Origin of the sequence: Streptomyces sp. NPDC058375, assembly GCF_042723425.1 — a bacterium.
GTDB classification, from domain to species: Bacteria; Actinomycetota; Actinomycetes; order Streptomycetales; family Streptomycetaceae; genus Streptomyces; species Streptomyces durocortorensis.
Map to the genome: position 1 here is coordinate 1 of NZ_JBHXJG010000124.1, position 20,799 is coordinate 20,799.

Annotated in this window: 21 protein-coding genes; 5 read left to right on the plus strand and 16 right to left on the minus strand. The window is 72.0% G+C overall.

What is annotated here, in order from left to right; genetic code table 11:
- Window positions 1-140 precede the first annotated feature (140 nt).
- The gene (locus ACFWM7_RS20400; protein WP_383262632.1) at window positions 141-791 is read left to right on the plus strand and encodes a hypothetical protein; all 651 of its coding nucleotides are present in this window, start codon (window positions 141-143) and stop codon (window positions 789-791) included.
- Here the strand turns inward: ACFWM7_RS20400 and ACFWM7_RS20405 are convergent.
- The 9 genes from ACFWM7_RS20405 to ACFWM7_RS20445 all read right to left on the minus strand — a co-directional run bounded on the left by ACFWM7_RS20405 (window position 748) and on the right by ACFWM7_RS20445 (window position 10,399).
- On the minus strand, window positions 748-1,467 hold the full coding sequence (locus ACFWM7_RS20405) for an ABC transporter ATP-binding protein (protein WP_383262593.1): 720 nt from the start codon (window positions 1,465-1,467) through the stop codon (window positions 748-750). The genes ACFWM7_RS20400 and ACFWM7_RS20405 overlap by 44 nt on opposite strands.
- Complete coding sequence (locus ACFWM7_RS20410; protein WP_383262595.1) at window positions 1,460-2,458, minus strand: ABC transporter ATP-binding protein; 999 nt, start codon at window positions 2,456-2,458, stop codon at window positions 1,460-1,462. Before ACFWM7_RS20410 ends, ACFWM7_RS20405 begins: the two co-directional genes overlap by 8 nt.
- Entirely contained in the window at window positions 2,455-3,312 is an 858-nt protein-coding gene (locus ACFWM7_RS20415; RefSeq protein ID WP_383262597.1) for an ABC transporter permease, read from the minus strand. Before ACFWM7_RS20415 ends, ACFWM7_RS20410 begins: the two co-directional genes overlap by 4 nt.
- Window positions 3,305-4,270, minus strand: coding sequence for an ABC transporter permease (locus ACFWM7_RS20420; protein WP_383262634.1), 966 nt, complete (start codon window positions 4,268-4,270; stop codon window positions 3,305-3,307). Before ACFWM7_RS20420 ends, ACFWM7_RS20415 begins: the two co-directional genes overlap by 8 nt.
- A 23-nt stretch (window positions 4,271-4,293) precedes the next feature.
- A complete protein-coding gene (locus ACFWM7_RS20425; protein ID WP_383262598.1) occupies window positions 4,294-5,910 on the minus strand; it encodes an ABC transporter substrate-binding protein in 1,617 nt (538 codons plus the stop codon).
- A gap of 131 nt (window positions 5,911-6,041) precedes the next feature.
- Window positions 6,042-6,878 (minus strand): carbohydrate ABC transporter permease, encoded by an 837-nt coding sequence (locus tag ACFWM7_RS20430; protein ID WP_383262600.1) that lies wholly within the window; start codon window positions 6,876-6,878, stop codon window positions 6,042-6,044.
- Window positions 6,875-7,855, minus strand: a complete 981-nt coding sequence (locus ACFWM7_RS20435; RefSeq protein WP_383262602.1) for a carbohydrate ABC transporter permease — start codon at window positions 7,853-7,855, stop codon at window positions 6,875-6,877. The genes ACFWM7_RS20430 and ACFWM7_RS20435 overlap by 4 nt, the downstream gene beginning before the upstream one ends.
- A gap of 1 nt (window position 7,856) precedes the next feature.
- On the minus strand, window positions 7,857-9,164 hold the full coding sequence (locus tag ACFWM7_RS20440) for an ABC transporter substrate-binding protein (RefSeq protein ID WP_383262604.1): 1,308 nt from the start codon (window positions 9,162-9,164) through the stop codon (window positions 7,857-7,859).
- Window positions 9,161-10,399, minus strand: coding sequence for an aminotransferase class V-fold PLP-dependent enzyme (locus ACFWM7_RS20445; RefSeq protein WP_383262606.1), 1,239 nt, complete (start codon window positions 10,397-10,399; stop codon window positions 9,161-9,163). Before ACFWM7_RS20445 ends, ACFWM7_RS20440 begins: the two co-directional genes overlap by 4 nt.
- A 207-nt stretch (window positions 10,400-10,606) precedes the next feature.
- On the opposite strand from ACFWM7_RS20445, the gene ACFWM7_RS20450 reads away from it, so the two are divergent.
- The gene (locus ACFWM7_RS20450; RefSeq protein WP_383262608.1) at window positions 10,607-11,314 is read left to right on the plus strand and encodes a FadR/GntR family transcriptional regulator; all 708 of its coding nucleotides are present in this window, start codon (window positions 10,607-10,609) and stop codon (window positions 11,312-11,314) included.
- Between the two features lie 81 nt (window positions 11,315-11,395).
- Here the strand turns inward: ACFWM7_RS20450 and ACFWM7_RS20455 are convergent, their stop codons facing one another.
- The 5 genes from ACFWM7_RS20455 to ACFWM7_RS20475 form a co-directional block, all read right to left on the minus strand.
- Window positions 11,396-12,511, minus strand: coding sequence for an acyl-CoA dehydrogenase family protein (locus tag ACFWM7_RS20455; protein WP_383262610.1), 1,116 nt, complete (start codon window positions 12,509-12,511; stop codon window positions 11,396-11,398).
- Window positions 12,508-13,701, minus strand: coding sequence for an acyl-CoA dehydrogenase family protein (locus ACFWM7_RS20460; RefSeq protein ID WP_383262612.1), 1,194 nt, complete (start codon window positions 13,699-13,701; stop codon window positions 12,508-12,510). The genes ACFWM7_RS20455 and ACFWM7_RS20460 overlap by 4 nt, the downstream gene beginning before the upstream one ends.
- A complete protein-coding gene (locus ACFWM7_RS20465) occupies window positions 13,698-14,663 on the minus strand; it encodes an NADPH:quinone oxidoreductase family protein (protein ID WP_383262614.1) in 966 nt (321 codons plus the stop codon). Before ACFWM7_RS20465 ends, ACFWM7_RS20460 begins: the two co-directional genes overlap by 4 nt.
- A gap of 129 nt (window positions 14,664-14,792) precedes the next feature.
- Window positions 14,793-15,392 (minus strand): helix-turn-helix domain-containing protein, encoded by a 600-nt coding sequence (locus ACFWM7_RS20470; RefSeq protein WP_383262616.1) that lies wholly within the window; start codon window positions 15,390-15,392, stop codon window positions 14,793-14,795.
- 61 nt (window positions 15,393-15,453) lie between these two features.
- Window positions 15,454-16,188 carry a PIG-L deacetylase family protein gene (locus ACFWM7_RS20475; RefSeq protein ID WP_383262618.1) on the minus strand — a complete coding sequence of 245 codons (735 nt, stop codon included), beginning with the start codon at window positions 16,186-16,188 and terminating at the stop codon, window positions 15,454-15,456.
- Between the two features lie 73 nt (window positions 16,189-16,261).
- Here ACFWM7_RS20475 and ACFWM7_RS20480 point away from each other — a divergent pair, with 73 nt between their 5' ends.
- Window positions 16,262-16,834 (plus strand): rhodanese-like domain-containing protein, encoded by a 573-nt coding sequence (locus ACFWM7_RS20480; protein WP_383262620.1) that lies wholly within the window; start codon window positions 16,262-16,264, stop codon window positions 16,832-16,834.
- Window positions 16,835-16,882: 48 nt separating this feature from the next.
- Here ACFWM7_RS20480 and ACFWM7_RS20485 read toward each other — a convergent pair whose 3' ends face one another.
- Window positions 16,883-18,178, minus strand: a complete 1,296-nt coding sequence (locus ACFWM7_RS20485; protein ID WP_383262622.1) for an alpha/beta fold hydrolase — start codon at window positions 18,176-18,178, stop codon at window positions 16,883-16,885.
- A 141-nt stretch (window positions 18,179-18,319) separates the two neighbouring features.
- On the opposite strand from ACFWM7_RS20485, the gene ACFWM7_RS20490 reads away from it, so the two are divergent.
- Entirely contained in the window at window positions 18,320-19,483 is a 1,164-nt protein-coding gene (locus tag ACFWM7_RS20490) for a betaine/proline/choline family ABC transporter ATP-binding protein (protein ID WP_383262625.1), read from the plus strand.
- A 141-nt stretch (window positions 19,484-19,624) separates the two neighbouring features.
- Window positions 19,625-20,449, plus strand: a complete 825-nt coding sequence (locus ACFWM7_RS20495) for an aldo/keto reductase (protein WP_383262627.1) — start codon at window positions 19,625-19,627, stop codon at window positions 20,447-20,449.
- A 3-nt stretch (window positions 20,450-20,452) separates the two neighbouring features.
- On the opposite strand, the gene ACFWM7_RS20500 is transcribed toward ACFWM7_RS20495, so the two are convergent.
- Entirely contained in the window at window positions 20,453-20,752 is a 300-nt protein-coding gene (locus ACFWM7_RS20500) for a DUF2087 domain-containing protein (RefSeq protein ID WP_383262630.1), read from the minus strand.
- Window positions 20,753-20,799 lie beyond the last annotated feature (47 nt).

The following is a 20,799-nucleotide window of genomic DNA, read 5'->3' on the forward strand; positions in this document are numbered from 1 at the left end:
GAGGGCCCCGGTCCGCGCGCCCGTTGCGGACCGGCGAGCGCCCGGCCGGTGGCCAGGGGCGCCTTGGGGACTCGTACGCTTGCGCGGTGACTCAGGAACCCCGCCCCGACGGCCCTTCGGAGCCGCTGACGACCGACGCCGTGACGCGGATCGTGCTGCGCCCGATCGCCAGCCCGCTGCCGCTGGGCTTCTTCGCCCTCGGTATGGGCAGCACGGTGCTGTCCTCCCTTCAACTCGGCTGGGTGCCGGCCGCGCAGAGCAGCATCCTTCTGCTCCTCGTCCTCATCTTCGTCGTGCCGCTCCAACTCGTCGGTGGAGTCTTCGCCTTCCTGGCCCGCGACGCCGGCGCGGGCACGGCGCTGCTGCTGCTCGGCGCCGCCTGGGCGGGCACGAGCGTGACATCCCTGGACTCACCGCCCGGCAAGCCGGTGGTGGCCCAGGCCGTCTTCCTCCTGGCGCTCGTCCCCTTCGTGCTCGCACTCGCCGGGGCGGCCGTGCAGTCCAAGCCTCTGTTCGCCGTGCTCCTCACCCTCACCGCGGTGCGCTTCGCCCTCACGGGCCTGTACGAGGCGGGGCTGGGCACCTTCTTCCAGACGGCGGCGGGCTGGGCCGGTCTCGGCATCGGGGCCTTCGCTCTGTACGGCGGGCTCGCCCTGCTCGTCGAGGACGGGAAGCAGCGCACCGTGCTTCCCCTCTTCCGCCGCGGCAAGGCCCGCGAGTCCATCGAGGGCGACCTCCGCGAGCAGCTCACCGAGGCGCAGCAGGAGGCCGGAGTCCGCCACCAGCTGTGACGGGCCCGGCCGGCGCCTTCTTGGTGTCGCGCTCGTCCCAGCGGACCGTACGGTCGCACCAGCGCTCCAGCAGCACCCTGTCGTGGCCGACGGCCAGGAGGGCCGCCCCGGACTCGGCGCGGTAGCGCTCGACCACGGCGACCAGGGCGGCCGTCGTGGACGCGTCGAGCATCGCGGTCATCTCGTCGCAGATCAGCAGCCGGGGCCGCAGCACCAGGGCCCGGGCGAGGCAGGCCCGCTGGAGCTGACCATCGCTCACCGCGTGCGGACGGCGCTCCAGCAGCTCCTCGGAGAGGCCGACCAGCGGGGCCAGTTCCGCCACCCGCCCGGGGACGTCCCGGCGGCGGCCGGTGGACCGCAGCGGCTGGGCGATCAGTTCGCGCAGGCTGAGGCGGGGGTCGGCGGAGAGCCGGGGCTGCTGGAAGACGACGCCGACGGCGGTGCGCTGCTCGCGCGGGGCACGGTGCCGCCAGCCGCGTATCACTGTGCCGTCGAGGGTCATGGTTCCGGCGTCGGGGCGGTGCAGGAGGGCCGCGACCTTGGCCAGGGTGGACTTGCCGCAGCCGCTGGGGCCCAGCAGCCCGACCGCCTCGCCCGCCGCGACGTGCAGGGACACCTCGCGGACGACGGGGTCGCGGCGGTCGTAGCCGGCGGTGATCCGGGTCAGCTCAAGCATCGGCGGCCTCCTTGCGGGGGTACGCCAGGCCGGTCGGCGCGTGGTGGCAGGCCAGGCCGGAGGTGAAGGCCGGGCGTTCGCCGGTGCAGCGGGCGTCCGCGTACGCGCAGCGGTCGGCGAAGGCGCAGCCGTCGGGCAGCGCGCCCAGCTCGGGCGGCATGCCCGGGATCGGGGTGAAGTCCCGCTCGGGCAGGGCGTTCAACAGGCCCTTGGCGTACGGGTGGCGGGGGCCGGGTGCACCGAAGAAGGCCTCCGCGTCCGCGATCTCGACGATCCGGCCCGCGTACATGACGGCGACCCGGTCGGCGATGCGTTCGGCGGCGGCCAGGTCGTGGGTGATGATCAGCAGCGCCCGGCCCTCGTCGGTGTGGCGGCGCAGTTCGTCCACCGTCCGCTCGACGAGGTCCCGGTCGAGCCCGGTGGTCGGTTCGTCGGCGAGCAGCAGCGGGGCGTCGCCGATCAGGGCGAGGGCGGTCGCGGCACGCTGGGCGAGGCCGCCCGAGAGCTCGTGGGGGTAGCGGTCGAGGTGGCCCTCGGGGAACGAGGCGCGGGCGGCGGCCGCCACGGCGGCCTTCGGCAGCTCCCTCCCCCGCGCCCCGGTCAGCTCGCGCAGGCTCTCCTCCAGTTGGGCCCGGACGGTGCGCACGGGCGTGAGGTGGGCGGCGGGGCTCTGCGGTACGAGGCCGATGCGCCGTCCCCGTACGGTGCGGGCGAGGGTCCGTTCGCCGGCGGTGAGCAGGTCCGTGTCCCCGCCGAGCACCGCGCTGCCGGTGGTGGCCGCGTTGGCGGGCAGCAGGCCGAGCAGGGCGGAGGCCAGGACGGACTTGCCGCAGCCGCTCTCGCCGACCAGGGCCAGGCACTCCCCCGGCGCGACGGTGAAGCGGGCGTCGGTGACGGCGGCGATGTCCCGGCCGCCGCGCATGCGGAAGCGGACGGAGAGGTCCCGGACATCGAGGGCGGGAGCCTGAGTTGTCGCTCGGTCGTCGGTCACAGCATCAGCTCCGATTTCCGGCGCGGGTTGATCCGGTCGCGCCAGGCTCCGGCGAGTCCCGCGAGCGCGAGGGTGGGAATGATCAGGAAGAGGCCGGGGAAGAGCGTGGGCCACCAGTCCCCCGCGAGCAGCGAACCGCGCGCGGACTGGACGAGGTTGCCGAGGCTCGCCTGATGGGCCGGGAGCCCGAGCCCGAGGAAGGACAGCGCGGACTCGTGCCACATGGCATGCGGGACCATGAGGACCGCCGCAAGTCCCGCCTGCGGGAGCACGCCCGGCAGCAGGTGCCGCACGATGACCCGGGTACGGGAGGCACCGCCGGAGATCGCCGCGTCGATGAAGGGGCGCGAGCGCAGGGACAGCACCTCGGAGCGGACGATCCGGGCGGTGGAGATCCAGTGCGTCAGGGCGACCGAGATGATCACCGGCCAGACGCCGGGCCGGAACATCGCGACGATGAAGATGCCGAGCAGCAGGTGCGGGATGGAGGACAGGGCGTCGACGACCCGCATCACGACCCGGTCGATCCAGCCGCCGAACGCCCCGGCCAGCGCGCCGATCGCGGTGCCGATGACGGTGGCGGTGAGGGCCGCGACCAGGCCGACGAGCAGGGATACGCGCAGCCCGTAGACGCAGCGCAGCAGGAGGTCGCGGCCGACGTCGTCGGTGCCGAACGGGTGGGCGAGCGACGGCGGGGCGAGCTTGTTGGCCAGGTCGACGGCCTGCTGGTCGAGCTGGGCCAGCGGCGGGACGACGAGGACGGCGAGCGCGACGGCGATGACGAGCACCGCCGAGGTGACGACCCGGACGCGGCGGGTGGCACGCCCAGGCTGGGCGAGTGCGGTCTCAGCCATCGAAGGCCACCCGGGGGTCGGCGAGTCCGTAGAGGAGGTCGGAGAGCAGGTTGCCGAGCAGGACGGCGGCGGTGGCGAGCACCGTGAGCGCGGCGAGCAGGGAGAAGTCCACCGAGGTGGCGGCCTCGACGGTGGCGGCGGCGATGCCGGGCCAGCTGAAGACCGTCTCCACGAGCAGCGCGCCGGTGATGAGTTCGGGGACGCGGGAGCCGATCAGGGTGAGCATCGGCAGCATCCCGGAGCGCAGGGCGTGGCCGAGGAGCACGGTGCGCTCGCTCAGCCCCCGGGCGCGGGCGCCGCGGACCGGGTCCTCGGCCAGCGCGTCGGCGACCCCTTGGCGTACGTACAGGAAGAACCACGGCAGCTGGGAGATGCCGAGGACCGCCGCGGGCAGCACCAGGTGGGAGGCGACCTGGCCGAAGGTGACGACGTCGCTGGCCGCGTCGGTGAGCCCGCCGGCCGGCAGGACGTCGAGCTTCAGGGCGAAGAACCAGATGGCGAGCAGCCCGAGCCAGAAGGCGGGGGCGGCCTCCAGGGTGTACGCGACGGAGCTGACGCACCGGTCGAGCCAGCCGCCGGGCCTGCGGGCGGCGAGGACGCCGAGCCCGGTGCCGAGGAGGATCGCGACGAGGAAGGCCGTGGCGGCGAGCAGGACGGACCAGCCCATGCGTTCCGCGATGACGTCGGCGACGGGCTGCCGCATCACGCTGGAGTCGCCGAGGTCGCCCTGGAGGGCGGAGGTGAGCCAGTCCCACCAGCGGGCGACGAGGGGCTGGTCGACGCCGAGGTTGGCCCGCAGCTGGTCGAGGTTCTCCTGCGATGCGGTGAGCCCGGCGGTGCCCGCGTAGGCCTTGACGGGGTCGAAGGGGGACGCGGCGGCGACGGCGAAGACGCCGAAGGTGACGACGCCGAGGACGGGGACGGCGAACAGGGCCCGCCGTCCCGCCATCCGCGCCATCGGCCCCCAGGGGAGGCGTCGGCTCACTTCTTCGCGTCCCCGGCGTTCTCGGTGGACCACTTCTCGACGTTCCACCAGGGGCCGGAGGCCAGCCCGTGGTCGTGCGGCTCGACCTGGGTGGTGAGGGGGCCGAAGCGGTCGTCGACGACGTAGAGGTGGTCGATGTGGGTGAGGAAGGTGTAGCCCGGGTTCTTCACCAGCTCGCGCTGGACGGTGTCGTACGCCTTCTTCCGCTCGGCCTTGTCGCCGCTCTTGCGGCCCGCCTCGATCGCGGCGTCGACGGCCTTGTTGTCGTACCAGGCCATGTTGTTGAAGCCGTCGCCGGCGAGGGAGGACTTCAGCAGGGTGTACTGGTCGAAGTCGGGGTCGGCCGGGGAGCCGCCGCCCGCGAGCACCGCGTCGTGCTTCATCCGTGGCTCGATGACCTCCCAGGTCCCGGCCTCGGCGGTGATGGCGATGCCGGCCTTCTTGGCGTCGGAGGCGTAGGCGAGGGCGTGCTCCTGGCGGAGCTTGTCGCCGGTGAGGTACCAGAGGGGGAAGGCGGCCCGCACGCCGTCCTTGACCCGGACGCCGTCCTTGCCGGGCTTCCAGCCGGCCTCGTCCAGGATCTTCTTCGCGGCGGCCACGTCGTGCTTGCGCTCGGTGCCCTTCGTGAACCACTCGCTGTCGGTGGGGACGGGGCCGTAGGCGGGCTTGCCGTCACCGTTGAGGATGGCCTTCACCATGGTCTCGCGGTCGACCGCGAGGTCGAGGGCGCGGCGCACGGCGGTGTCCCCGGCGACCTTGTTGTGGGTGGGGAGGGTCACCGTGCGGTAGTCGTAGCTGTCCGCGGCGTACGTCTTCCTGCGCTCGTCGCTCGCGAAGCCCTTGGCGAGGTTGGGCGGCAGGATCGCGCCGTCGAGGTCGCCGGAGCGCAGCCGGGTGGCGCGGACGTCGTCGTCCTTGATGATCGCCATGGTGAACTTCTTCACCTCGGGTGCGCCGCCCCAGTAGTCGGGGTTGGCGGTGAAGCTGAGCTTCTCGCCCTTGGACCACTTGGTCAGGACGTAGGGCCCGGTGCCGATCGGCTTGGTGGTGAAGGCCCCGGTGTTGACGTCCTGCTGGCCCGCGATGTGCTCGGGGGCGATGGGCAGGACGGTGCGCTGGGCGAACGGCGCGTAGGGGTACTTGAGCGTGAAGACGACCGTGTCCTCGCCCTTCGCCGTGACGTCCTTGACGGCGTCCAACTCGGTGCGGGAGGGGTTGTTGGTCTTCTCGTCGAGGATGGTGCGGTAGGTGAAGACGACGTCCTTGGCGCCGAACGCCTTGCCGTCGCTGAACTTCACGCCCTGGCGCAGCTTGTAGGTGTACGTCAGGCCGTCGGCGCTGACCTCGGGGAGTGCGGCGGCGAGGGCGGGGCGGAGCTTCATGTCGGCGTCCAGGGCGAGCAGCCCGTCGAAGATCTTGGAGTTGCCGTCCTTGCCGTAGCCGAGGAGCGGGCTCAGGCTGTCGGGTTCGTAGGCGATGCCGACGACGGCCGAGGTGGAGCCCGACCCGGATCCGCTCCTGGCGCTGTCCGGGTTCGAGCAGGCTGCCGCGGTCAGGGACAGGGCGGTCGCCAGTGTGGCGGCGACCGCCACCCGTATCGATCGGGCCGTCATACTCTGCACATCCCTGTTCAAGATCGACTGTAATTGCGAGCAGTACGCAATTAAACAGCACGCTCAAACAGCGCGCTCCGTCGCCGCAGTTCTTCGGCCGGTGATCGCGGCGGCGACGGCCCTGGCCGGGGTCATCCCTTGACCGCACCCGCGGTGAGGCCCTGCACGATGTGCCGGCTGGCGAAGGCGAACAGCACCATGGTCGGGAGGATCGTCAGGACGGCGGCCGCGGACATCGAACCCCAGTCGATGTTGAAGCTGGAGATGAAGCCGTTGAGAGCGGTCGGCACGGTCTTGTTGTCGTCGCTGTTCATCAGCGTCACGGACAGGAACAGCTCGTTCCAGCAGTTGACGAAGTTGAAGATGAAGGCTGCCACGATGCCCGGCTTCATCACGGGCAGGAGCACCCGGAACAGCGCGCCCAACCGTGAGCAGCCGTCGATCATGGCCGCCTCCTCCAGGGTGTCCGGGATGTTGGCGAAGAATCCGCGGAGCATGACCGTGCAGAACGGGATGCAGACCGCGATGTAGACGAGGACGAGTCCGAGCCGGTTGTCGACGAGCCCCAGGTCGGTCATCAGCAGGTACAGCGGCCCCAGCGCGATGAAACTGGGGATCATCTGCGTGACCAGGGCCGCCATCAGCAGTGCGGTCTTGGTCCGGAACTCGAACCGGGCGAGTACGTAGGCCGAGAGCATCGAGATCACGGTCGCCACGGTCCCGGCCACCGCCGACACGATCAGGCTGTTGAGGAGGTAGGTGCCGAACTGGGCCGAGCCGAACAGGCCGGAGTAGTTCTCGAGGGAGAAGTCCTCGGGCCAGTACGCGAGGGGGAAGGTGAAGATGTCGCCGGCGGGTTTGAAGGACGTGATGGTGATCCAGTACAGCGGGAAGATCGTGAAGATGAGCCAGAGCGTGAGGAAGCCGATCCTCGCGGCCTTGCCGGCCCGGGACTCGCGGGTGTTCACCGCCGCACCCCCTTCTCTTTGGTGGCCGTGAGGTAGAAGACGGAGAACAGCAGCAGCCCGGCGACGATCAGCAGCCCGAGGGCGGACGCCCTGCCGTAGTCGCCCTGCTGCATGATCGTGATCATCCAGGTGGTGACGATGTGCGTCTCGTTGTTCGGACCACCGCCCGTGGTGCCGAAGATGATGTCGGGGAAGTTGAAGATCCAGATCACCCGCAGCAGCACCGTGAGGGCCAGCGTCGCCCGGATGTAGGGGATGGTGATCTGGAAGAGGGTGCGCACCTTCCCGGCGCCGTCGAGCGCGGCGGCTTCGTAGACCTCGTCGGGAATCGACTGCAGCGCCGCGAGGATCATGATCGCGAAGAAGGTCACCCCGTACCAGATATTGGCGACGATGATCGCGACCATGGCTGTCTGGGGATCGGCCAGCCAGGCCACCGGCTCGTCGATCAAAGACGCCTTCATCAGCAGGTCGTTGACGACGCCGAACTCACTGTTGAACATCCAGCGGAACAGGATGCCGATCAGGAAGCCGGAGATCGCCCAGGGGAAGAAGATCAGCGCCTGGTAGAGACCGCGGAAGCGGAAGCGGCGTCGCAGCCACAGGGCCAGCGCGAAGCCGATGACCAGCTGGGGCACGATCGAGGCGACCACCCAGAGGGCGGTGTTGCTCAGGACGGTGCCCCACAGCGGGTCGCCGAAGATGTCCTTGAAGTTCCCGAACCCGACGAAGGACGTGTCGGTCAGGTCGGAGAGGTTCCAGTTACGGAAGGCCATCTGGCTTCCGGCGATCATCGGGTAGTAGGTGAAGAACGCCACGAAGAGAGCCGCCGGCGCCATGAACGCCGCGATGGTCAGACCTCTGCGCGTCGTGAACTCCCGCTTGCGCCGCCCGCCGTCCGCCGGCTGCGCCCGGCGCGGGCCCCCGGGGCGTCGCCGAGCTTTCTCGGGGGCCGGTGGAGCCGTACCTGCGCGCATGTCAGCCCTTCTCGCTCTTCCGCTTCTCGGTCCAGTAGGCGTCCCAGTCGGCGAGGAGCTGTTCCTGCGTCATCTTGCCGAGGAGCACGCGCTGGACGTCCGCGTCGGCCTTCTGCGTCCACTCGGTGAACCACGGCACGTCGCGGGGCTGGGTGGCGGTGAGATACCGCTCCGGGTTCTCGTTCATCGTGACGTAGCTGGCCCAGGGGCCGGTCTTGTAGAAGGAGTCCTCGGCCGCCTCCTTCAGGATCGGGACGAGGCTGTTCTCCTGGGCGAACGTGGTGGACGCCTCGCCCTCCGACAGGAACTCGACCAGCTTCACGGCCTCCGCCTTGTGCTTGCTCCCCTTGGCCACGCCCCATCCCGCGGTCGCCAGCGGCTGTACGGCCTTTCCGCCCGGGCCGGCGAGCAGCGGGGCGGTGGTCCACTGCTCCTCCTTGACCGCCTTGGACTTCCGCAGGGTGGCGATCACCTCGGGGTCCTGGAGGAGGAACGCCGTGGATCCGTTGGAGAAGCCCTCGACCATCTCGGGGTAGCCCCAGGCCACGGAGGACGGAGGTGCGCCCTTCTTGAAGATCTCGACGTACGTCTTGAGCGCCTCGGCTGCTTCCGGCGCGGAGAAGATCGTGCTGCCGTCGGTCAGCCGGTAGCCGTCGGCGGGGTCGATGCGGTCGGCGACGTACGCCTCGATGACCGCGGTGACATTGCTGACGGCGTTGGGACCGCCCCGGAAGGCGTAGCCGTAGCGCCGCTTGCCCGTGTCCTGGACGGCGCTCGCCTGCTGGAGGAGTTCGTCCCAGGTGCCGGGCGGCTTGTCGTACCCGGCTTCGGCTATGAGGTCCTTCCGGTAGAAGAGGCTGAGCCCGTAGAAGCCGTACGGCACGAAGTACGTGCGGCCCTTTTCGTCCTTGGCGGCCTCGGCGGCGTTCTCGGTGAGCTGCTGCCAGCCGGACCAGTCCTTCAGGTCCGGGCCCATGTCGTGGAGCCACTTGTTGTTCGACCAGGGGCCGACCGTGATGTCCCTGACCTCCACGGTGTCGACCCCGCTGCCGGACTGCAGCATCTGCTGGATCTTCTGGTCAGCCTGCGCGGTCGGCGGCGACACCAGGTTCACCTTGATCTTCGGGTTCTGCTTCTCGAAGTCGCCGATGAGCTGTTGCAGCAGTTCCGTGCGCGCGGGGTTGGTCAGGCTCTCGACCATGTTCAGGGTGACCGTTCCGTCGCCGGATCCGCCGCCCATGGCGGAGCAGCCCGTCGCCGTCAGGCCGAGGGCGAGGCCCAGGGCGATGACCGTGTTCCTGCTTTTCATCGTTGTCCTCCGTGGGATTGGTTGCGGGACCAAGCGCCGAGTGCGGGAACGCAACGCTCGGCGAAGTGCTCGAAGTCGGCGGGCGTGTTGTACACATGCGTCGACAGGCGCAGGTAACCGACGCCGCCGAAGCTGGTGAAAGCGGCTGCGACGCCCAGTTCCCGCGCCACCCGGTCGCGGAGCGCGTCGGCCTCGGGGTGGGTGGCGGCGAGCGGGGCGGGAAGGCGTACGAGCCGCAGGGCGCCGACCGGCATGCCGACATCCACGCGGCAGTCCTCGCCGGTGAGTTCGGAGAACGCCTCGGCCACGATCCGCTCCGCGTAGTCCGCCAGCTCCGCCATGTAGGTACGGGCGGCGTCCCACCCCCAGGTGTCGCCCACGAAGTCGAGCGCGGAGGAGGCCGCGAGATAGCTCGTGGCGTCCACGGTGCCCTGGGTGTCGAACCGGTCGGGGAAGGGGTCGCGGGCGCCCCAGGAGTCGATGAGGGGGAAGAGGCTGTCGCGCAGCGCGGTACGCGCGACCAGCGCCGCCGTGCCTCGGGGGGCGCAGCCGAACTTGTGCAGGTTGCCCACCCAGATGTCGCAGTCGACTCCGGCGAGGGGGTCGGCCACGAGTCCGGGCACATGGGCTCCGTCCACGAGGACGGGAATGCCCCGGCGGCGCGCTTCGGCGGCGATGCGTCCGACGGGCATCCAGCGGGCGGTCGCCGAGGTGATGTGGTCGATCACGACGAGGCCGGTCGCCTCGCCCATCGCGGCGGTCACGCACGCGTACGCGGTGTCCTCGTCGGCGTCGAGCGGAACGTGGACCGTACGCACGGTGCCGCCCCATCGCCGGGCGAGGCGTTCGGCCCCCATGGTGACCGCGCCGTAGCCGTGATCGGTGACCAGCACCTCCCCGCCGGGGCGTGCCGGAAGGCTGTTGTAGGCGACGCTCGCGCCGGCGCTGGCGTTGGGGACGAGGGCGAGGTCGTCGACCGCGACCCCGAGGAAGCCGGCCAGCGCGCTCCGCGCGGCCGCGATCTTCCCCGGCAGTGCGGGAAACCACTGCACGGGTGACGCCTCCATCAGCCGGCGCTGACGGTCCTGCTCCCGTTGGGCCGCGAGCGGCACGGCGCCGAAGGACCCGTGGTTCAGGTGCTTGACCGTCGGATCGAGGGACCAGGCGGCGGCGGCCGGGCGGCCGTCGGGAAGGGCCAGTGGCCGGGGTGCGGGGGCGAGGTCGATGGTGGGCACAGAGCTCCCAGAAACGGCAGGACATCAGACATGGACGAGAAGAGGTGTGATGACTTGGCCGGAATACTGCCCTCCTCCTGCCCGATGGGCAAGGGTTCAACGTGAGTTATCCAATGACTTGTGGTCGCGTTGCGATGACATAGGACGACTCGCCTAAACTGACGCCCTGCTCGGCATGACACCGGGCCGATACGGAGAGAGGGCCCGATGTCCGCAGTCGACAAGGCGTTCCACGGCCTGCGCCGGATGATCTCCAGTGGCCGCCTGGCGGCCGGCCAGCGGTTCCCACCGGAAGCGGACCTCTGCGAGGAGCTCGGGGTCTCCCGGGGATCGCTGCGGGAGGCGGTGCGGATGCTGGCGGCGCTGGGGGCGGCCGAGGCGCGGCACGGCTCGGGGACGTACGTCTCGGCGCTGCGGCCGGAGGACCTGCTCGGAAGGCTGTCCCTGACCGTCGAACTACTGCCCCTGGACGGCTTGTTGGAGCTCTTCGAGATCCGACGGGTACTGGAGTCGCACGTGATGGCCCAGGCCGCCGCCCGGATCACCCCGGAGGAGCTGGAAACCCTCCAGGGCTGGCTGGAGACGATCGAGGCCAGTGAGGACCCGGCGGAGTTCGCCGACTACGACCATCGGTTCCACGCGGAGATCGCCCGCATCGGCGGCAGCCCCTCCATGGAGGCGCTGCTCACGGTCTTCCGGTCCCGGTCCCGGCACTACCGCGTGTTCGCGCTGCCGGAGGGCCCGGAGTTCAAGCGGGCGGGCGACGAGGACCATCGGGCGATCGTCGCCGCCCTGGCGAACCGCGATCCGGCTGCCGCGGCGAGCGCGGCGGCGGCGCACATCGCCCGCAGTGAACGCTGGCTGAGCGCCACCCGCCCTCCGGTGACCGAGGAGGCGACGGAGGGGCCCGGTTGAGGAAACGCGGACGGCCCCGGAAGCCCGCCGCGACGAACGCGGCGAGGTTTCCGGAGCCGGATGGTGATCCGGGCGGAGGCCCTACGGGGCCGGCAGCTCCGCCAGTTCCGCCACAGCCTGGCGGTGACTGCCCGCCGTGCCGTACGCGATCGAGTCCGCCTTGGCCCGCTTGAGGTACAGGTGCGCGGGGTGCTCCCAGGTCATGCCGATCCCGCCGTGCAGCTGGACGCACTCCTCGGCGGCGTGCACGGCGACGCCCGAGCAGTACGCCTGGGCCACCGCGACGGCGAGCGGGGCGTCGGGACTGCCGGTGGCCAGCGCGTCGGCGGCGTTGCGGGCGGCGGCGCGGGCGGAGACGACCTCCAGCCAGAGCTGCGCCATGCGGTGCTTGAGCGACTGGAACGAGCCCACGGGCCGGTTGAACTGGTGGCGTTCGCGGGTGTACCGGACGGTCTCGGTCAGGCACCATTCGGCGAGGCCGAGCTGTTCGGAGGCGAGCAGTCCGGCTCCGGCGAGCAGTCCGCGCCGTACGGCGGCGGCGCTCGTGCCCGCGTCGGCGAGCAGGGTGCCGGTCGCCCCGGTCAGGGTGACGCCGGCCAGGGGCCTCGTCAGGTCCAGCGGGACGAGCGGGCTCACGGCGACACCCGGGTCCGAGGCCTCGACGGCGTACAGTCCCTCGGCGGTCGGCACCAGCAGGACGTCGGCGGCGGCCGCGTCAGCGACGCCGCGTACCGTCCCCTCCAGTGAGGTGAGCGCCGTCGCCCCGGCGGGCGCGGTCGCGAAGGGCACGGCGAGGACGGCCGTACGGGCGCCCGAGGCCAGTTCGCGAAGGAGCGCGGCGGCCGGTCCGTCCTCCGCGCCCAGGGCGAGCAGGGTCTCTGTGGCCACGACGGAGCTGGTCAGGAACGGGACGGGGGCGACGCTGCGGCCCAGCTCCTCCAGGACGACGGCGGCCTCGCGGTGGGAGGCGCCCTGGCCGCCGAGCTTCTCCGGCACGAGGAGTCCGGCCGCGCCGATGTCAGCGGCCAGCGAGGACCACAACTGCGGGTCGTACGGCGTGTCGGACTCGGTCGCGGAGATCACCGTCGGCGCGTCGGCCCGGTCGGCGAGGAGGGCGCGGACGGCGGAGCGCAGGTCCTCCTCGTCCTGCGAGTAGAGCAGGTCGGGGGTGGCGGGGGGCTGGGCGGGCGCGGTCATCGGCTCAGGTCCTTCCAGGCGACGTCCTTGTCGTTGCGGGGTTCGGCGGGCAGCCCGAGGACGCGTTCGGCCACGATGTTCAGCAGGACCTCGCTGGTGCCGCCCTCGATGGAGTTGCCCTTGGAGCGGAGATAGCGGTAGCCGGCGTCCCGTCCGGTGAAGTCGACCAACTCCGGGCGGACCATGGTCCAGTCGCCGTACAACAGGCCCTCGTCGCCGAGGAGTTCCACCTCCAGGCCGCTGATCTCCTGGTTGAGTCGGGCGAAGGCGAGCTTCATGCCCGAGCCCTCGGGGCCCGGCTGTCCGGCGACGAGCTGCTGGCGCAGCCGCTCGCCGGTGAGCCGGGCGACCTCGGCCTCCACCCAGAGGGTCAGCAGGCGCTGGTGGGTGTCGGGGGTGCGCAGCTCGGGGCGTTCGCGCCAGGTCTTCGCGACCGGGCCGATCATGCCGCCTTCGCGGGGGATGCGGGAGCCGCCGATGGAGACGCGCTCGTTCATCAGGGTGGTCCGGGCGACCTTCCACCCCTCGCCGACGGGGCCCAGGCGGTGGCTGTCGGGGATCCGTACGCCGGTGAGGAAGACCTCGTTGAACTCGGCCTCGCCGGTGATCTGGCGCAGCGGCCGGACCTCGACGCCGGGGTCGGTCATGTCGCAGATGAAGTAGCTGATGCCCCGGTGTTTGGGCAGGCCCGGGTCGGTGCGGGCGATGAGGATCGCCCAGCGGGCCAGGTGGGCGCTGGACGTCCAGACCTTCTGGCCGTCGACGATCCAGTCACCGGTCTCGTCCCTCACGGCCCGGGTGGCGAGCGCCGCGAGGTCGGATCCGGCGCCGGGCTCGCTGAACAGCTGGCACCAGACCTCCTCCCCCACCCACAGCGGGCGCAGGAAGCGGCGCTTCTGCTCCTCGGTCCCGAAGCCGAGGATGGTGGGGGCGGCCATGCCGAGGCCGATGCCGATGCGGCGCGGGTCGTTGTCCGGCGCGTCGGCGGCGGCCAGTTCGGCGTCGGCGACCTGCTGGAGGGAGCGGGGCGCGTCGAGTCCGCCAAGGCCCACCGGGTAGTGGACCCAGGCGAGGCCGGCGTCGAAGCGGGCCTTGAGGAAGTCGGTGCGGCCGGTGGTGGCGGGTGGGTGCGCGGCCAGCAGCTCGCGGGTGAGCCGGCGGACCTCGGCGGCGTCGACGGCGGGGCTCATCGGGCGCCTCCGGGCAGGACGACGATGCGGCCGGTGCTGGTGCCGTCGGCGACGCGTTGGACCGCGTCGGCCGCTCCGGCCATCGCGACACGCTCACTGACCAGGGGCTTCACGATGCCCTGTTCGGCGAGCTTGGTCAGCTCGTCGTGGCAGGCGCGGACCGCGGCCGGGTCCTTGGTGTTGTAGAGGCCCCAGTGCAGCCCGACGACGGAGTAGTTCTTCACCAGGGCGTGGTTGAGGCCCGGGGTGGGGATGACGCCGCTGGCGAAGCCGACGACGAGGATGCGCCCCTCGAAGGCGACGCACTTGGCGGACTTGGCGTACGCGTCGCCGCCGACCGGGTCGTAGACGACGTCCGCGCCGCCCCCGCCGGTGGCTTCCTTCACGGCGGCGACGATGTCCTCGCTCCGCCGGTCGATGACCAGGTCGCAGCCGAGTTCGCGGGCGACGACCGCCTTGTCGGGGCCGCCGACGACGCCGATGACCTTCGCGCCGGCCGCCTTGCCGAGCTGGACGGCCGCGCTGCCGACGCCGCCGGCCGCCGCGTGGACCAGGAGGGTCTCGCCGGGCTGGAGGTTCGCGCGGCGGTGCAGGCCGAACCAGCCGGTCTGGTAACCGATGTGCAGGGCGGCCGCCTCGGCGTCGTCCAGGGCGCCGGGGGCGGGCAGCAGGGCCGCCTCGTCCGCGACCACGTAGTCGGCGAAGCCGCCGTGGGGCAGCGCCGGGGTGGCGAGGACCCGCCGCCCGTCCTCGGTGGTGCCGCACACCTCGACGCCCGGGGTGAACGGCAGCGGCGGCCGCACCTGGTACTGGCCCCGGCAGAGCAGGGCGTCGGGGAAGTTGACGTTCGCGGCGCGGACCTCGACGAGCACCTGCCCGTCGCCGGGGACGGGCAGGTCCGCCTCCTCCAGCCGCATCACCTCGCCCGGCTCGCCGTTCCGGTGCACTCGCCATGCCTGCATGAGGGGCCTCCACAACACTGTCGGCGTCAACCGCCGGAGCGGTCGGCATTACCACTGCTCCGGCGCATACTAAGCGGTCGCTTGCCTATCTGGGAACACCTCCGCCCCGCCCCAGGGACGCTTTTGGCCTCAGCCGCGCTTGGGCTTCGCCCGTACGTGCATGCGCTCGCCCTGCGGGCCGAAGAGGCTGAGGAACTCCACCGTCTCGTCCTCGGCGGGACCGAACCAGTGCGGCAGCCGGGTGTCGAACTCGGCGGCCTCTCCCGGCTCCAGCACCAGATCGTGTTCGGCCAGCAGCAGCCGCAGCTTCCCGGAGAGCACGAACAGCCACTCGTACCCCTCGTGCGTGCGCTGCTCCGGCGGGCCGCCGCTGCCCGGCTCCTGGATCAGCTTGTACGCCTGGAGGCCGCCCGGCCGGGCGGTCAGCGGCAGCATGGTCCGGCCGTGCTGCACGATCGGCTTGGCCCGCACCCGGGGGTCGCCGACCGGTGCGGCGCCCACCAGGTCGTCGAGCGGCACTTCATGGGCGCGGGCGATCGGCAGCATCAGTTCGAGGCTGGGGCGACGGCCGCCGGACTCCAGCCGGGAGAGCGTGGAGACGGATATGCCGGTGGCGGCCGAGAGGGCGGCGAGGGTGACGCCGCGGTCCTTGCGCAGCCGGCGCAGGCGAGGGCCGACGCCGGAGAGGACGGACTCCAGTTCCGGGTCGTCCCGGTCGTGTTCCTTCATCCGCCCATTGCAGAATCGGCAAGCCGGTTTGTCAACACGCCAACGCGCACGACGACGCGCCCTAGTGCGCGAAGACCTCGAAGGTGACCGCCGGACGGCCGTCGAACTGTTCGGCCGCGTCCTTCGCCATGCCCTCCAGGAAGGCCCGGCAGTACCGCTCCGGGTCCTCCACGGTCAGCGCCTCGATGTACGTGCGGTGCTCCAGCAGCGACCGGACCGAGCGTTCGAGACCGGCCGTCACGTCGACCGCGTGGGTGGGCCGGTCGCTGCCCGCCACGGCGGTCCAGCGCACCCCGTCCCACGGCTGGAGCCCCTGCTCGGTGAGTTCGGGGAAGATCCAGCGGTTGCCCGCGTCGGCGACGGCGTCCAGCGTGGCGCGCCCGACCGCGCGGTGGTCGGGGGTGTTCCAGGCGACCCCGCCCCAGGTGTCCCGGTGGTTGAGGGTGACGACCAGTTCGGGGCGGTGGCGGCGGATGGCCGCGGCGATGTCGCGGCGCAGCTCTGCGCCGTATTCGATGACGCCGTCGCGGTGGTCCAGGAACTCCACGGTCCGTACGCCGACGACGGCGGCGCTCGCCCGCTGCTCCCGTTCGCGCACCGGTGCGCACTCCTCGGGCGGCAGGGTCTCGATCCCGGCCTCGCCGCGGCTGGCGAGGAGGTAGGAGACCTCTCGGCCGCCGTCGGTCCACTCGGCCACTGCGGCGGCCGCCCCGTACTCCAGGTCGTCGGGGTGGGCGACCACGGCCAGGGCGCGCTGCCAGTCGACGGGCATCGGTTCGAGTCGCTGCGGCGTCATACGGGCAGGCTACCCCCGGCTCCCGCGGCGGGCGTGCGACGCTGGAGTCCGGCGAACGAAAGGAAATCCGCTCGTGACCAGCCCCGCATCCCTCTCCCCCGCCCAGGCCGCAGCCCGTCTGGAGGAGTTCACCGTCATCGACGTACGGGCTCCGGGCGAGTACGCCGCCGGGCATGTCCCCGGCGCCCTGAACATCCCGCTCGACAAGCTGCCGGACGCGCTGCCCGCGCTGAAGTCCGCCTCCGCGCGCGGTTCGCTGCTGGTGGTGTGCGCTTCCGGCGTCCGGTCGACACGGGCCTGCGAGATCCTCGCGGGCGCGGACATCGAGGCGGTGACGCTGACCGGCGGCACCTCCGCCTGGGAGGGCGACGGCCGCGGCCTGGTCCGCCCCGAGGGTGCGCACGCCACGTGGCCCATGGAGCGTCAGGTGCGGCTCGCGGCGGGCTCGCTGGTGGTGGCGGGGCTGGTGGCCGGCATCCGCTTCCCGGCGGCGCGCTGGCTCTCCGCGGGCGTCGGCACGGGCCTGGTGTATTCGGCGCTGAGCAACACCTGCGGGATGGCGGCGGTCCTCTCGAAGCTGCCGTACAACCGGGCCCCGCGTACCGCCGGCGACCTGGACGCCACGCTGGAGCAGCTGCAGCGCTGATCCGGCGGGGCCGGCCGGTCCACGGCCGGCCCCGGGAGGCCGGACCGGTCAGGCCTCGTCGCGCACCAGGGACAGCAGCCGGTCCAGGACCCGGGGGCCGCCCGCACGCACCCCGTCGTGCTCGTACTCGTTCGTCACCCAGGTCCGCAGCCCCCGGATCGCCGCCGCCGTGCGCAGCGAGTCCGCGGTGTCGACGTACATGTCGTCGTGGTAGACGGCCGCCGCCACCGGGACCTCGTTGGCGGCGAGCCGCTCGGGGTCGTACAGCACCGGCCAGTCGGTGCGCTGCGCCAGCAGTTCGGCGGTCTCGCGCAGCGGGCGCAGCGCCGGGTCGACGTCGAAGTGCCAGGGGTGGATCGTCTCGCCGGTGAAGAGGAGCGGCCCGTCGCCCTTCAGCGCGGTCGCCGCGTCGAACTGCGGGAACTCTTCCCGTACCCGCTCGGCGGCCCAGTCCGTGGCGCGCTCGCCCTGCCCGTAGATGGCCTCGTGCAGCAGGGCGTAGAGCGGGTGCCCGGCGAAGGAGGCGGCGGTGCGCATCGCTTCCTGGAAGGCGTCGGAGAGTTCGGTGCCGTGCGGGGTGCGGACGAAGGCGTTCTCCAGCAGGTAGTGGAGCTGGTGGCTGCCGCTGCCGGTGCCGAGCAGGATGCCGAGCGACTGGAAGCCCTCGGGGGTGAGCCGGTGTCCGCCGCTCTCGGGCCGGTGTTCGGCGAGGTGCGCGGCGATGGCGCGGGCGCGCTCGACGTCCTGCGGGTAGCGGGCGTAGTGAGCGGCGACCTTCCGTGCGATACGCGGGTACGCGGCCCGGTAGACGTCGTCCGCGTGCGCGTCCAGCGAGGGCAGTCCGCCCGTGATCAGGACCGCCGCGAGGCCCTCGGGCGCCGAGGAGAGGTAGCGGACGGCGCAGAAGCCGCCGAAGGACTGGCCGAGGACCGTCCAGGGCGCTCCGCCGGTGAGCCGCTGCCGGATCAGTTCGCAGTCACGGACGATGGAGTCGGAGCGGAAGTGGGCGAGGTAGTCGGCCTGTTCGCGCGGGCCGCCGCGCAGCGGCAGGGTCTGCCGGTTGGCCGGGGTGGAGAGACCGGTCCCCCGCTGGTCGAGGAGGAGCACCCGGAACTCGCGCAGGGCGCGGCCGAGCCAGGCCTCCGTGCCGACGAACCGGCGGGCGCCGAACCCGGGGCCGCCCTCCAGATAGACCAGCCAGGGCAGTTCCTCGCCGGCGCGGGAGGCGGCGACCGCTTCGCGGCCGTAGACCTCGATCTGCTCGCCGCCGGGGTCGCTGTGGTCGAGGGGCACGGTGAAGCGGCGGTCGGTGAGGACGACGCCGGGCTGCCGGTAACTGCTCACGGGAACTCCTGATCCGGGGTGCTGGCCGATCCGGGCGAAAGGGCCAGTCCAGCACATGCCCCCCGCGCAGGACCAAGGGGCCGTGCCCCGGACGGTCCCGGCCCGTGTGCGGTGCGGCCGGGGCGCTCCTAGCGTGCAGACATGATCCGGTTCGAGCAGGTCGGCAAGGTCTATCCGGACGGGACGACGGCGGTCGACGGGCTGTCCTTCGAGGTGGCGGAGGGTGAGCTGGTGACCCTGGTGGGTCCTTCCGGCTGCGGCAAGACGACCACGATGATGATGGTGAACCGGCTGACCGAGCCGACCTCGGGACGGATCCTGGTGGACGGCGAGGACATCGCGGGAATCGATCCGGTGAAGCTGCGCCGCCGGATCGGCTATGTGATCCAGCAGGTCGGCCTCTTCCCGCACCGCACGGTCCTGGACAACACGGCGACCGTCCCGGCGCTGGTCGGCTGGAAACGGGCGCGGGCCCGGGAGCGGGCGGCGGAGCTGCTGGACCTGGTGGGCCTGGACCCGAAGACGTACGGCTCGCGCTATCCGGCGCAGCTCTCCGGCGGCCAGCGGCAGCGGGTGGGCGTGGCGCGGGCGCTCGCGGCGGATCCGCCGGTGCTGCTGATGGACGAGCCGTTCGGGGCGGTGGACCCGGTGGTGCGGGAGCGGCTGCAGAACGAGTTCCTGGCCCTCCAGCAGCGGGTGCGCAAGACGGTGCTCCTGGTGACGCACGACATCGAGGAAGCGGTGCGGATGGGCGACCGGATCGCGGTGTACGGGGAGGGGCGCATCGAGCAGTTCGACACGCCGGCCGCCGTGCTCGGCACCCCGGCCACCCCGTACGTGGCCCGGTTCGTGGGCTCCGACCGGGGACTGAAGCGGCTGTCGGTCACCGCGATCGAGCCGGAGGACCTGGAGGAGCCGCCGGTGGCCCGGCTGGAGGAGCCGGCCCGGGAGGCGGCGGCCCGGCTGGTGGCGGTCGGGGCCCGGTGGGCGGTGGTGCTGAACGGGGACGGCGAGCTGCACGGCTGGGTGGCGGCGGACGCGTTGCGGGGCGCCGGGGAGCGGGCGACGGTGGGCGCTCTGGCGCGCCGGATGGACGCGTGGGTGCCGGTGGGCGCCCCGTTGAAGCAGGCGTTCAGCGAGATGCTCCAGCACGACGCGGGGTGGGTGGCGGTGCTGGACGGGGCCCGGTTCCTGGGGGTCCTCACCCCGGCGAAGCTGCACGAGGCGCTGCGCCGGTCGGTGGACGCTGATGCGCAGGGCGTGGGGCGCGAAGAGGTCGAGTTCGACTCGGTGGCGGACGCATAGCACGACGACAGCGACTCGCCCGCGTTTGCATGTAACCCGCGTGTGCAATTATTGTCGACGCCAGTAAACGTCGTACGCCATTCATGTCGTACGCCATCCGTATCGGCATCGGCGTGCACCGCGCCACCGGAAGGTCCCCCCATGTCCACCGTTCCCACCGTCACGCTCAACAACGGCGTGACCGTCCCCCAGCTCGGCTTCGGCGTCTTCCAGGTGCCCGACGACGAGACCACCCCGGCCGTCTCCGCCGCCCTGGAGGCCGGTTACCGGTCCATCGACACCGCGGCGATCTACGGCAACGAGGTCGGCGTGGGCCGTGCGCTGGCCGCCTCGGGGATCCCCCGCGAGGAGCTGTTCGTCACCACGAAGCTGTGGAACGCCGACCAGGGTTACGAGGCCACGCTCGCCGCGTTCGACGCGAGCCTGGCCAAGCTCGGCCTCGACCACGTGGACCTGTACCTGATCCACTGGCCGACGCCTGCCCACAACCTGTACCCGGAGTCCTGGCGTGCGCTGGAGAAGCTGGCCGCCGACGGCCGGATCCGCGCCGCCGGGGTCTCCAACTTCCAGCCCGCCCACCTGAGCCGGCTGCTGGAGACGGGCACGCTCGTCCCCGCCGTCAACCAGATCGAGCTGCACCCGGGCCTTCAGCAGGCCGAGCTGCGCGCCTTCCACGCCGAGCACGGCATCGCCACCGAGGCCTGGAGCCCGCTGGCCCAGGGCGCCCTGCTCAAGGAGGAGGCCCTGGTCTCCATCGCCGAGCGGCACGGCAAGTCCCCGGCCCAGGCGGTGCTGCGCTGGCACCTCCAGCTCGGCAACGTCGTCATCCCCAAGTCGGTCACGCCCGAGCGGATCCGGCAGAACATCGACGTCTTCGACTTCGAGCTGTCGGCCGCGGAGATGAACACCATCGCGGGACTGGACCGGGGCATGCGCACCGGCCCGGACCCCGACACCCTCAACTGACCGTCAGCGGCCGCGGCGGTAGCTGCTGCCGTCCCGGGGCCGGACCAGCAGCCCCGCCACGACGAGGTAGCGGCGCAGCGCGGAGCAGTCCTCGTGGACGGTGAGCAGCGCCTCGTTCACCTCGCGCTCGGTGTACGAGCGCTCCCGCTCGAACAGCGTGTCGGCGAGGTGCACGAGCAACTGCTCCCGGCGGGCCTCCTTGCGCGGGATCGCGACCAGGCGGCCGTGCGAGAAGAGGGCCTCCACCCGGTGAGGGCTGGGGGTCTGGGACAGCGGCGTAAGAGTGTCTTGTTCACTGGGCATGTCCGGAAGCGTCGCAGGCATCCGGAGGACGGGCAACGCGCTTTTCT

Coding starts and splice junctions, on each gene's coding strand:
- ACFWM7_RS20405 (WP_383262593.1), bottom strand. CDS start 1,467: ATGCTTGAGCTGACCCGGATCACCGCCGGCTACGACCGCCGCGACCCC.
- ACFWM7_RS20415 (WP_383262597.1), bottom strand. CDS start 3,312: ATGGCTGAGACCGCACTCGCCCAGCCTGGGCGTGCCACCCGCCGCGTC.
- ACFWM7_RS20420 (WP_383262634.1), bottom strand. CDS start 4,270: ATGGCGCGGATGGCGGGACGGCGGGCCCTGTTCGCCGTCCCCGTCCTC.
- ACFWM7_RS20425 (WP_383262598.1), bottom strand. CDS start 5,910: ATGACGGCCCGATCGATACGGGTGGCGGTCGCCGCCACACTGGCGACC.
- ACFWM7_RS20435 (WP_383262602.1), bottom strand. CDS start 7,855: ATGCGCGCAGGTACGGCTCCACCGGCCCCCGAGAAAGCTCGGCGACGC.
- ACFWM7_RS20440 (WP_383262604.1), bottom strand. CDS start 9,164: ATGAAAAGCAGGAACACGGTCATCGCCCTGGGCCTCGCCCTCGGCCTG.
- ACFWM7_RS20450 (WP_383262608.1), top strand. CDS start 10,607: ATGTCCGCAGTCGACAAGGCGTTCCACGGCCTGCGCCGGATGATCTCC.
- ACFWM7_RS20455 (WP_383262610.1), bottom strand. CDS start 12,511: ATGACCGCGCCCGCCCAGCCCCCCGCCACCCCCGACCTGCTCTACTCG.
- ACFWM7_RS20460 (WP_383262612.1), bottom strand. CDS start 13,701: ATGAGCCCCGCCGTCGACGCCGCCGAGGTCCGCCGGCTCACCCGCGAG.
- ACFWM7_RS20465 (WP_383262614.1), bottom strand. CDS start 14,663: ATGCAGGCATGGCGAGTGCACCGGAACGGCGAGCCGGGCGAGGTGATG.
- ACFWM7_RS20470 (WP_383262616.1), bottom strand. CDS start 15,392: ATGAAGGAACACGACCGGGACGACCCGGAACTGGAGTCCGTCCTCTCC.
- ACFWM7_RS20475 (WP_383262618.1), bottom strand. CDS start 16,188: ATGACGCCGCAGCGACTCGAACCGATGCCCGTCGACTGGCAGCGCGCC.
- ACFWM7_RS20490 (WP_383262625.1), top strand. CDS start 18,320: ATGATCCGGTTCGAGCAGGTCGGCAAGGTCTATCCGGACGGGACGACG.
- ACFWM7_RS20495 (WP_383262627.1), top strand. CDS start 19,625: ATGTCCACCGTTCCCACCGTCACGCTCAACAACGGCGTGACCGTCCCC.
- ACFWM7_RS20500 (WP_383262630.1), bottom strand. CDS start 20,752: ATGCCCAGTGAACAAGACACTCTTACGCCGCTGTCCCAGACCCCCAGC.